The sequence below is a fragment of the Propioniciclava sp. LT432 genome (genome assembly GCF_059515965.1).
Genome location: NZ_JCAKNE010000056.1, coordinates 1 through 10,544, shown reverse-complemented (window position 1 = coordinate 10,544; position 10,544 = coordinate 1). Strand labels below are relative to the sequence as shown.

At 64.4% G+C, this 10,544-nt stretch carries 10 protein-coding genes; 7 read left to right on the top strand and 3 right to left on the bottom strand.

Going from position 1 to position 10,544, the window contains the following annotated elements:
- The first annotated feature begins 448 nt into the window (after positions 1-448).
- Complete coding sequence (locus AC5YDV_RS19240; RefSeq protein ID WP_496185142.1) at positions 449-1,237, top strand: DUF7019 family protein; 789 nt, start codon at positions 449-451, stop codon at positions 1,235-1,237.
- Between the two features lie 232 nt (positions 1,238-1,469).
- On the opposite strand, the gene AC5YDV_RS19235 is transcribed toward AC5YDV_RS19240, so the two are convergent.
- Together AC5YDV_RS19235 and AC5YDV_RS19230 are read right to left on the bottom strand one after the other, a co-directional pair.
- Positions 1,470-2,303, bottom strand: a complete 834-nt coding sequence (locus AC5YDV_RS19235) for a hypothetical protein (protein WP_496185141.1) — start codon at positions 2,301-2,303, stop codon at positions 1,470-1,472.
- Positions 2,304-2,518: 215 nt separating this feature from the next.
- Positions 2,519-2,977 carry a hypothetical protein gene (locus tag AC5YDV_RS19230; protein ID WP_496185140.1) on the bottom strand — a complete coding sequence of 153 codons (459 nt, stop codon included), beginning with the start codon at positions 2,975-2,977 and terminating at the stop codon, positions 2,519-2,521.
- A gap of 214 nt (positions 2,978-3,191) precedes the next feature.
- On the opposite strand from AC5YDV_RS19230, the gene AC5YDV_RS19225 reads away from it, so the two are divergent.
- A complete protein-coding gene (locus tag AC5YDV_RS19225; protein WP_496185139.1) occupies positions 3,192-4,379 on the top strand; it encodes a hypothetical protein in 1,188 nt (395 codons plus the stop codon).
- Between the two features lie 253 nt (positions 4,380-4,632).
- Here the strand turns inward: AC5YDV_RS19225 and AC5YDV_RS19220 are convergent, their stop codons facing one another.
- Entirely contained in the window at positions 4,633-4,968 is a 336-nt protein-coding gene (locus AC5YDV_RS19220; RefSeq protein WP_496185138.1) for a hypothetical protein, read from the bottom strand.
- A gap of 455 nt (positions 4,969-5,423) precedes the next feature.
- Between AC5YDV_RS19220 and AC5YDV_RS19215 the strand changes: the two genes are divergently transcribed.
- The 5 genes from AC5YDV_RS19215 (at position 5,424) to AC5YDV_RS19195 (ending at position 10,453) form a co-directional block, all read left to right on the top strand.
- The gene (locus tag AC5YDV_RS19215) at positions 5,424-5,789 is read left to right on the top strand and encodes a hypothetical protein (protein WP_496192564.1); all 366 of its coding nucleotides are present in this window, start codon (positions 5,424-5,426) and stop codon (positions 5,787-5,789) included.
- A gap of 95 nt (positions 5,790-5,884) precedes the next feature.
- Positions 5,885-7,222: an ISL3 family transposase gene (locus AC5YDV_RS19210; protein ID WP_496185136.1), complete on the top strand. Its 1,338-nt coding sequence runs from the start codon at positions 5,885-5,887 to the stop codon at positions 7,220-7,222.
- Positions 7,223-7,256: 34 nt separating this feature from the next.
- Positions 7,257-8,507, top strand: coding sequence for a tyrosine-type recombinase/integrase (locus AC5YDV_RS19205; RefSeq protein WP_496184457.1), 1,251 nt, complete (start codon positions 7,257-7,259; stop codon positions 8,505-8,507).
- Entirely contained in the window at positions 8,504-9,457 is a 954-nt protein-coding gene (locus AC5YDV_RS19200; protein ID WP_496184456.1) for a tyrosine-type recombinase/integrase, read from the top strand. Before AC5YDV_RS19205 ends, AC5YDV_RS19200 begins: the two co-directional genes overlap by 4 nt.
- A gap of 6 nt (positions 9,458-9,463) precedes the next feature.
- Complete coding sequence (locus AC5YDV_RS19195) at positions 9,464-10,453, top strand: tyrosine-type recombinase/integrase (RefSeq protein ID WP_496184455.1); 990 nt, start codon at positions 9,464-9,466, stop codon at positions 10,451-10,453.
- Positions 10,454-10,544: the final 91 nt, after the last annotated feature.

Below are 10,544 nucleotides of genomic sequence, written 5' to 3'. Positions count from 1 at the left end.
GCATTTCGATCCCTGAGGGAAGCTCTCGGGGCCTTGACATCATGGATGGCCGGGAACGCGTTTTCGCTTACCCCAGCTGAGTTGCGCGAGGTCGGCTGGCAACGCGGCGACGCCTTGCTGTACCAAATCCCCGATGGCGATGATCTAGCTGGAGGTTGGCCCGCTCACGTCACTCTACGCCAAGAAGGTGCCACGCTTGCCTCGGACTTCCTCGAACAGCGAAGAGAGTTTGAGCGATCTGGGCGTATTGCCGGCCTGTAGCCGAAAGTGCCAATTCAAGTGTCAAGTTGAAGCCGGCGCCCGACGCAAGCCTCACAAGGCTCAAGGGGACGCCGGCCATGCTGGGTGGTGACCTCATCGTCCCGTGGCGCGTTCCCGGCCTACGACTCGCATCCGCCTGTCCGATTGCGCCTAGCGCCGCAGGGGCCGGGTAGTAGAGACTAAGCACATGCGGATGACCCGATACTTTCACTACTTGTCCAAGGCGAAGGTCGACATGCTGTACAGCCAGCTTGACATGTCGCCTTCGACCCGCTCCACCAAAATCGGTTTCGACCTGAAGGTATTGTCCGCGGGTCATGAAGTTCAACGGGACGCCGCCCAGCCAAGCATGTATGAAAAGCTGCGCGCAGTTGAAGAGGCTATTGAGCGATCCGAGCCTCCTGGCTCTCTGCTGGAGCCTCAGCCATATGTTCGTGATCGCGCGGACCTATGGTCTATCGTGCTACCTAGCCGATTCGCTGGTTCCGGCTCACATGGTGATACCGTTTTGTTCTGCGGCGAATCTCGGAAAGGCGGGCCTTTTGTGCTCGGCGGCTCAGCCAGTCACATGCAGCCATCAGGCCCACCAGCAATCGATGGGATGAATTCCAACTTTTACTACTTGCAGCGGCGGATATTGGCATTCTTGGACGAAATCGAGTCCGTACGGATCGGCCCTGATGCGACAGCTGTGGAGGCGGACGGAGATGACAAGCATCGCGATGAATCCGAAAGTTCCTGGGGTCAAAGAAGTGAGCATCTGGATGTCGACCCATTCATGTATGATTCGATCAAGACGATCGCTGAACTCCACCGTGCCAGAAGCCATGAGCTTACGTATGTGGGATATTCAGAGTTTCTGGCACGTACCGTTCGGGTAGTACATCCGATCGACGATGTTTGGTCCCCCTATGGAGTGCTCGCGACCCCCTTGTACGTCTGCCAGATCGAGACGAGTGGCCAGCTCCAGTGGTGACACAACGCGCAATTGGGGCCGCGTGGTTGCGGCCCGACACAGACCGCAACACGCGGTCACTGCGTCTGGTCTGGGGTCAAAGCCTGCCGTCGCGCGCGTTGCCTAAGACTGGGCAATCGGTTGCTATAGCGACCCCTTAGCCGGGGAGCCCACGCACCCCTCCGCTGCGGAGGGCTCCCTCCGTCCCCAAGCACACACGGCTTGCAATGGCCTTGACAGAGTTTCAGAAGCTCTAGTCGGGGCTAATTGATTTATGAGGCAGAACGCTTTCGATGGAGGCGAGGGTCAGGGTTAGCGACCGATCCTCATCGAGATGAACTGCAAACCCGGCGAAGTGCAACCACTCCGCACTTCGCGACTCTGATTCGTACAGGAAGCCGGACGCCTCTGATTGCAGTTCAATGACTAAGCCGTGCAGGTCGAGGGATCGTGCAGTTTCCAAAGGCACCTGCTTTCGGGCTGGGAAGCTGTACTTGAGGCGTTCGTTGTATTGCGGCTGAAAATAGCGGATGAGCCCTGCTTCCGCGAGTGAAACCGCCTCGTGGTCGGCAAATCCCTCAGTAGCGACTTTCTCCGTGACGAGACGGATGTGTGCGTCATCTTCAGCGTCAGACATCACCTCGTCTCCTGTGGGTGGGAGGAACTCGGTGACGAGCTGGGTCGAGAAGATCGTCAGTAGCGACAGCCATACCTCTCTATCCTGAGACCGGTCCGCGAGAATCTTCTGTACGGTCCCGTGCGACTCCAGGCGGTCCCATGCCGTGCGTTCTCCCGTTTTGCCAAAGGCCTGTCCAATGTAAAGGACGTTCATCACACTTGCATCCCTCGGCCAGCCTGTGGGTCTGAACTCGGACATCAGCGCTACCGGTCCGGAGGTAAGGAACTCGCCGTTGGCATCCACTATCGCGAACTCCTCGTGGGGCCAGTTGCTCTGCCATTCAGCTCCGGCCCCGAATGGATGAGTGACCGTGATCGGGTACTCGTCGTAGTCGCCGCCGCGCTGCAGCCGCAACACGCCTGAAAGGGCCGTGTCCGTCAGATCGACCGACGCTGGATCGATCGACATGCGTGGCCTAGACGAGACGATGTAGAGGTGGCACGGCGGGTGGAGTGGCTGCTCGACCCGGGGAGGTCCGCGGCACGAAGTACGTATGCGTCTGCGACGGACACGACTAACGTCATCTCGGACGAGTATTTGCGGATTCCGGGTGGGTTCGATGGCGACATCCGCTCATCGTCCCGCACGTGTGCCCCATGTCCCGCGCGCCGCGCCATGGCGATCTACTTGGCTCGCCGAGTGGCGAACATCCGCAACTGGCCGCCGGGCGTTAGAAGTCGGGTAGTTTCTTCATCGAGTTCTGCCGGCGCCCGGTCGCGCTCGGGAATGATCACGGGGTCGTGCCTGCGTCTCAGCATTCGCTGTTGAGCGTCAAGCAGCTCTCCATCGTTCGGGATGTCGTTCCCATCCCGACCCACGAGCCAGATCAGGCCTCGCCCGTGCCCTGGGTCATGGCGTTCGCGTTCCGTGTCGTCATGGTCGAGGGCCACTGCGTAGGTGAGCCGATCCGACGCCTGGCGTTGAGCCCAATCGATGGCCTGGCGGATGTCGGCGCCGATGAGGTCGTAGGTGGCGGTCCAGCCTCGTGTGGCGTCGCTCTGGCTTCCGTGCAGGTAGACCCGAAATCGGGGCGTAGGAATTTCCCACAAGCTGTCACGCTCGTCGACCGGCATCGCGCGCATGCACGGATCCAACCATCCCGAAACGCCACGGCTCAAGTGTCCGGAACACACTCATCCGCAGACTTCCCGGTCCTGCTGACGTGCGTGACGGCGGAGTCATGCCAGTGCGACCCGGCGAACGCTTGAGGCGAGTCGAGGATGCCACCGGGACGTGGTCTACCGCGCACAACCTCAATCCCCTGAAGTTGTCAGCTGGCCCTGTCATCCTCACTGTATGAAGACAACTCCGCCCGATCGTGACGAGCCCATGGACGTGGGCGAGGCATCTCCTGAGGACAAGGAAGCGGTAGCGAAGGAGCGTGAACTGCTCGCGAAGTTCGTTCACGGCTTGACGATGGACGACATCAAGGGCGGCAACTGGTTCCCCAAGCTCCTTACGTTCTCACTTGGCAGCTACCAGGAGAAGGTCGACGCGGCGTACTTCAGAGACAAGTACCCAGGGGTGCCCGTCGACGCAGTGGTCGACCAGAGGATCAGACTGGCCTCGCGTTACGCGGCGATCGAAGGTGGGCTCTCCGCGAGCGCCTACACCGGCGCGATCGCGGCGACATTGGGGTCTCTCGGCGGCGCATCCCCCATCGCAGTGCCGGCCGCGATCAGTTCGGTCATGGTGGACGTCGCGTACCTCTCGCAGCTCCAATTGCGGCTCGCCTACGACATCTCGGTGCTGTATCGATTGCGGATCGACACCTCAGATCCTGAGGATCTTTGGAAGCTGATCACGGTGGCGTTCACGATCAAGGGTGGCGAGACCCTGCGTCAGGGCGTCATGAAGGGTGTGCCGGCCCTAGTCCGACCGCTGGTGAAGAAGTTCATCGCTGGCCCCACCCTGACGGCCGTCAAGAGCCTGCCAATCGTCGGCAAGTTCCTGCTCCAGCGCAACATCATCAAGATCGGAATCCCACTGCTCGGCATCCCCCTCGCAGTCCTGCTGAACCACTGGTCCACCGTTGCCGCCGGTCAGCATGCCAAGAAGGTCTTTCGCAACGAAGCCCGGATCCGAGAGACAGCCGAGCGGTTGGTCACTCGCAGCCAGCACCCAAGTCTCATGCTGTGGGTGGCCTGGCTGGTCGTCGTTGCCGACGAGAAGCGCTCCGATGACGAGGCTCTGCTGATGCGTGACCTGGTTCGACTCGCGCACGAACATCACTCCCTCGACGACACCGACCTCGCTCAGGTCGTCGAGATTGATCCGGACGACGTCTGGAGCCGCCTCAGTGCCGAGAACGGAGACCTGAACGACGTTATCGCCGCCGCTGAGGTTGTTGCGCGAATCGACGGTCCAGTCAACAGGCTTGAGGCGGACCTCCTCGGTGAGATCCGACGGCGATGCTCCGAATCGACATCGACAACCGCAGGGTCGACGGAGTCGTGGGTCTCCGCCCGAGACGCAAACCTGTAGCCCCGGATTCAGAGGAGAAGCATCTTCTAGGTAGGGGACTTTGCTGAAGACGATTGAGCGGTGGTGGAACTTATTGGCGGGCACGAAAAATGTGACGAAGTGGAACTCCCAAGAAAGCTAGCCACCGTTCGTTACCCACGCCGTGCGGTCGGTGGGGAGCATGGCGGCCGAGAATCGAGGCGTTGTTTCAGTCGCCAGTCCAATGCACTCACAGCCGCACACGGCGCTCTAATCTTGCGACATTGGATCCGGCTCACAGGCCCAACTGCCTCCCCCTGCGCCGGTAAAGCATCCAGCGTTGTTCAAGCGCGTGGTGCTCTGCGTCGTACAGGAGATACCAGCCCAACGAGATCCCGAATGCGATCAAGCCAAGCGCTGCGGTAATGGCGATCCACGGTGTCTCGGTGACCCAAAGAGTCACCAGCGCCGCAGACGCACCAAAGAATGCGCCGACCACGGCAGCCAGGACGCTGTTCACCAAGTTGCGTGCCGCGCTCATCCGGATCTCGATGAAATCGATCCACCACTGCACGCCCTCGCCGTCCAATTCGTCCGCGGCTGGGTAGACGGTCCCATTGATCTCACACATCAAGTCAGGCCTACTGGCGTCTGGCCACCGCCTCAGCTTCTGGAGGGGAGCCGGTCGCAGCGCAGGGGGAACGATCGAGTCGGGGTCCGGCTCGGGAGGTGGAGGGTGGGTCACTAGTCCATTCAACCCGAAGCCGTGGCGCTTTCCACTACATGATGGCGGCGTGCCGTGGGCGCCGCACAGGCATGCGCGCTCATGCCGCGCCTCGGGGAATCCCGCCCAAACTCAGAGAGAGGGACAGCCACCGGCTGTGCCTGCACCGAAGCCCTGTTGCCGACTCCCAATACTCCACCGCCCGCCGAGGTGTGGTGCGTGGCGAGGTCGCGGTCACTCGGTGGAAAGCCTCCTTGGAGGCCAGCTACCCATGGTCTGGGGTGGGCTGTGGCTGGTACACATCCTTCATGAGTCCTCAAGGCGTGGGCGCACCTTGGCGCACCTCGATCGGGGAGCGCACCTTGGCCATCTTGTTGCTGATCCCAGCGATCGTCGTGGCAATCATGTTCTGGCTGGCTCCAGCCATGGATCCGCTGACCCTGCCCGGACTCCTACTCGACCGGTTCCTGCAGGTAGTCACCGTCCTCTGGATCCCCGGCCTGCTCATCGCCTTGTTCTCTCGGCCCCGAGCAGCCCTGAGCGCAATCGTCTTCATCGCGACCACCGGCCTCGCTCTGAGCGCCTCCGTGCTCGTTGCAGGACTCGTCAGGCCTCCAGCGGACGTGCCGATATGTGCGCTCGCGGCAGTATCGGCGGCTGGGCTGTGGCGGGGCACTGTGGAGATTCGCACCCCGATTGCCGGCTCTTCGTACTTGCGGTGGGGGTGAGTGCGACACGCCGGGTGAGGCTGGTGGGCTGAGGTAGGGGTCGAGGCCCTCAGGATCAGGAGTTACCACACTCCCTGCCCACGAGGACCTCGACGATGACCCAGCCTACGGGCTGCACGACGTGCTGCCACGCCCCCGATGCCTACTGCGACCGCTGCGACCTGCTGGTGGGCCTTCCCGGCCTCCATGTCATCGGGGTCGAGCGCGACCCGGGCCGATTGCAGATCACCGTCGAGTCCAGGCTGACGGTGATGGGCTGCCCCTCGTGCGGGGTCGTGGCCGGCTCCCACGGTCGACGGACCGTGCGTCTGATCGACACACCCTGCTTCGGCGCACCGACCGTGGTGTGGTGGCGCAAGCGCACCTGGTCGTGTCCCGAACCGTCGTGTCCGGTGAGTGTGTTCACCGAACAGGACGAGCAGGTCGCCAAGCCCCGCGCGATGCTCACCACCCGGGCCTGCCGCTGGGCGACCGAACAAGTCCGACGCGAGCACGCCTCCATCGCCGGGTTGGCCCGCCAGTTGGGCACCACCTGGCGGACCGTGTGGACCAGCATCGAGCCGATCCTTGCCCGTGCCGCCGCCGATGAGTCGCGGTTCGCCGGCGTGACTACCCTCGGGGTGGATGAGCACCTGTGGCACCACGTCAGCCCCCGCCGGCGCGGCCCGAAGGAACTCACCGGCATGGTCGACCTGACCCGTGACAAGGACGGACGCGTCCACGCGCGACTGTTGGACCTCGTGCCGGGCCGCTCGGGCACGGTGTACAAGACGTGGCTCGACCAACGCGGCAAGACGTTCAAGGCTGGTGTGGAAGTCGCCACGTTGGATCCGTTCCGGGGCTACAAGAACGCCATCGACGACAAGCTCGCCGACGCCACCGCAGTGCTCGACGCTTTTCATGTGGTCGCTCTCGCCGGCCGGGCTGTCGATGAAGTCCGCCGCCGCGTCCAGCAGGAGATCCACGGCCACCGGGGCCGGTCCGGCGACCCGCTCTACGGGATCCGGAACATCCTCCGCTGTGCGGCCGAGCGGCTCACCGACAAGCAACACGCCCGCCTCACTGCAGCCATCGGCGCTGATGAGCGGCACGACGCCGTCTACGTTGCTTGGCAGTGCGCCCAGAAGGTGCGGGCCGCGTACGCCCACCCCGACCCGGCTCGAGGACGCGAGCTCGCCGAGCAAGTCGTCGCCGGCTTCCCCACGTGTCCCATCCCCGAGATCGCGCGGCTGGGTCGGACCCTGCGCCAGTGGAAGGACGCCTTCCTGGCCTACTTCGACACCGGACGCGCCAGCAACGGCGGCACCGAAGCCCTGAAATGCCGACGTCGGCATTTCAGGGCTTATGCCGACGTCTGGGTTATGCCGACCTTCGTGGCGTGTGGCCTTGTGAATCCCGGTTTGTCCGGGGCGGTTGTCGGCATAATCCTGTAGGTCCAACCTTCTCCTGATGGGAGGAGGACGGGTCATGGGTGATCTGGTACGTGAGGGGCCTGCGGCTGCTGGTGGGCAGATGAGGATCTGGCCTCGTCGTGATGCTGGTCCGCTCGCCGCGGTGATGGCCGAGTTGATCGACTGGCTGGTCACGGAGGGGTACGCACCGACGACACAGCGCAACCTGGTGCGGGCGGCGGCTCGGCTCGGTGCATGGCTGGCCGCTGCTGGTGTTGAGCTTGCGGACGTTGACGCTGCGTGCGTGTTCGGCCTTGTCTCAGGGGACAACGAACGCCACCCGGAGCATCGATCCGCCAACGAGAACGTCTCGGCCGTCGTTAGGTTCCTGCAGGAAACCGGACGCCTCAAACCGTCGCCTGTCGACACGGCGCCGCTGCGACCGGCAGAAGCCTGTCTTGCCGCGTGGTTGCGGTTCCTGGAGGTCGAAGAGGGACAGGGTGCCAGTTGGCTCTACAAGGCCCGCCAGATCGGGGAACGCTTCCTGCCGCTGGTCGAAGACGAGGACGGGGACCTCCACTGGGAACGTGTTGACGTCGTCATGGTCAACGAGTTCCTGGTGCGTGTGGTGGCCGGCTACTCCTCCTCCACCGCGCAGAGCAGGGCGGCTCTGCTCCGTGGTCTGCTCACCTGGGCCGCAGCCAACGGGTGGATACGGGACGGGATCGTTGACGGGGTCCTGTCGCCGCGTCGTATCCGGGCCGGCCTGCCGAAAGGCCTTACCGACAGCCAAGTCGCCGCGTTGAAGAATGCCGTCGATCGGGACACTGTGGCGGGCAAGCGGGACTGGGCGATCATCGTCATGCTGGCCCGCCTAGGCGTGCGTGTCGGTGAGGTCGCCGGGCTGAGGCTGGACGACCTCAACTGGCGCGAACCCTCGTTGCGGGTGGTTGGTAAGGGCGGCCGGGTTCTGGTCCTTCCGATGCCCGTCGACGTGGGCGAGGCGCTGGTGGACTACCTCCGGGTCCGTCGCGCCGATCGCGGTGAACGGGCGGTGTTCCTCCGCTGCCTGCCGCCGTTGACGGCGCTGCATCGGGCCGGCGTGGGGGATGTCGTCCTCAGGTACGGCCGACGTGCCGGCCTGGACGGCGTGTACGCCCACCGTCTTCGACACACAGTCGCCAGCCAAGTCCTGACCGGGGGCGGAACCCTCCGGCAGGTCCAAGAACTCCTCGGCCACGCCGACCCGGCCTCGGCGATGACCTACGCCCGCGCCGACATGACACCGCTGCGTCCGCTGGCGCCCTCCTGGGGCAGCCTGCCATGACCACCACCCCTTCGGTCGATGTTGGCCTGTGGACGGTACTGGAGGTGTACCTCACCCAGCGGCGGGCGCTGGGATTCCGGCTCGTCGAGGAAGAACGCCACGCCCGACGTTTCCTCGAATGGCTGCAGGCCCATGGCCACGCGGGTACGTCCTTTAGCGTGGCGCAGGCGTTGAGTTGGGCGCAAGGGGACGGCTCGTTGAAGAACTCCTACCAGTGCCAACGCCTCAGCGCGGTCCGCGGCCTGGCCCGCTACTGCCATGCGATCGGCCTGGACGTCCAGGTGCCGCCAGCCAACGTGCTGCCTACCACCAGGGACCGGCGCCGGCCCCACATCTACACCCAGGGCGAGGTCGACGCACTGATCGATGCCTGCCCGCACGCGTTCACCCATCCGTTGGTGCAGGCCACGATGGCCGCCGTCATCGCCCTACTGGCCGTGACCGGGATGAGGCCGGGCGAAGTCGTGCGACTCCGCCTCGGCGACATCAACGTCGAGGACGCCACCCTGCTGATCCGGGCCAACAAGCACGGTCCCGACCGGCTCATCCCGCTGCACCCCACCACCCTCGACGCCCTGGCCGGCTACCTGGCCAGCCCGCACCGCCAAGCCGCGACACCTCCGCTGGAGGGAACCCTGTTCGTCACCACCCGGGGCAAGGCCTACCAGCGGGCGACCGTGGAGGACCACTTCCAGCGGATCCGGGCCGCGACCGGCATCACTTGGGAAGGGCACGCCCCCTGCTTGGTAGACCTGCGGCACACCTTCGCGACCCGGCAGATGATCCGCGCCTACACCACTGATGCCGGTAACCCGGCTGCGACGCTCGGTCTGCTGGCCCTCTGGCTGGGCCACTCCGATCCGTCCCACACGTACTGGTACGTCCAGGCCGTCCCGGAACTGCTGGCCCTGGCCGCCCACCGCGTCGACACCACGAACACGACGGAGTGACTCACGATGACCTACCTCGCCACCGTCCTGCAGGCGTTCTTCACCGACTACGTCCACACCCAGCGCGGCCTGGCCGCGAACACCATCGCGTCCTACCGCGACACCTGGCGCCTCCTGATCAAGCACCTGAGCGTCACGACCGGGACCAGCGCCGACCAGCTCCGGCTCGAAGACCTCGACCGCGGCACCGTCACCGGCTTTCTCGACCACCTCACCACCCACCGTTCCAACACCGCAGCGACCAGGAACGCCCGGCTCAGCGCGATCCGCGTCCTCCTCGCCCACACGCTGCCCGACCACCCAGAACACGCCGATTCCATCCGTCAGATCCTCGCCATCCCACCCGCCAAGACCACGAAACCCCTACTCAGCTACCTGACCGAGGCCGAAACCGAAGCCCTGCTCGCCGCGCCGGACACCACGACCTGGACCGGCCGACGTGACCAGATGATGCTGGCGTTGGCGATCAGCACCGGGCTGCGGATCAGTGAACTGATCACCCTGACCACCAGCAGCATCCACACCGGGACCAGCCCGTACGTCGAATGCGAAGGCAAGGGCCGCAAACACCGATCCACCCCGCTCAGCGCGACGATCGGCGACCAACTGCGCGCCTACCTTCAAGAGCGGAGCACCCGGCCCGGGACCGCCCTGTTCCCCGGCCCCCACGGCACCCCGCTATCCCGTGACGCGATCGAACACCGACTCGCCGCCCACGTACACACCGCCACCACGTCCTGCCCGAGCATGGCCGGCAAACACATCACGGTCCACACCCTGCGGCACACCACCGCCATGAACCTCCTCCACGCCGGCGTCGACATCATCGTCATCGCCTTGTGGCTCGGCCACGAGCAGACCTCCACCACCGACGTGTACCTCCACGCCGACACCCGACTCAAGGAGGACGCCCTCGACAAGACCAGACCACCCCACGTCACCCCGGGCATGTACACCCCGCGAGCCGACATCCTCGCGTGGCTCGAAACCCTCTGATTATGCCGACAACCGCCCCGGACAAACCGGGATTCACAAGGTCACACGCCACCAAGGTCGGCATAACCCAGACGTCGGCATAAAGCATCAA

Bases quoted from the DNA above. Each gene is read 5' to 3' on its own strand.
- AC5YDV_RS19210 (WP_496185136.1), top strand. From the start codon at position 5,885: ATGACCCAGCCTACGGGCTGCACGACGTGCTGCCACGCCCCCGATGCC.
- AC5YDV_RS19225 (WP_496185139.1), top strand. From the start codon at position 3,192: ATGAAGACAACTCCGCCCGATCGTGACGAGCCCATGGACGTGGGCGAG.
- AC5YDV_RS19220 (WP_496185138.1), bottom strand. From the start codon at position 4,968: ATGTGTGAGATCAATGGGACCGTCTACCCAGCCGCGGACGAATTGGAC.
- AC5YDV_RS19240 (WP_496185142.1), top strand. From the start codon at position 449: ATGCGGATGACCCGATACTTTCACTACTTGTCCAAGGCGAAGGTCGAC.
- AC5YDV_RS19195 (WP_496184455.1), top strand. From the start codon at position 9,464: ATGACCTACCTCGCCACCGTCCTGCAGGCGTTCTTCACCGACTACGTC.
- AC5YDV_RS19235 (WP_496185141.1), bottom strand. From the start codon at position 2,303: ATGTCGATCGATCCAGCGTCGGTCGATCTGACGGACACGGCCCTTTCA.
- AC5YDV_RS19200 (WP_496184456.1), top strand. From the start codon at position 8,504: ATGACCACCACCCCTTCGGTCGATGTTGGCCTGTGGACGGTACTGGAG.
- AC5YDV_RS19205 (WP_496184457.1), top strand. From the start codon at position 7,257: ATGGGTGATCTGGTACGTGAGGGGCCTGCGGCTGCTGGTGGGCAGATG.
- AC5YDV_RS19230 (WP_496185140.1), bottom strand. From the start codon at position 2,977: ATGCGCGCGATGCCGGTCGACGAGCGTGACAGCTTGTGGGAAATTCCT.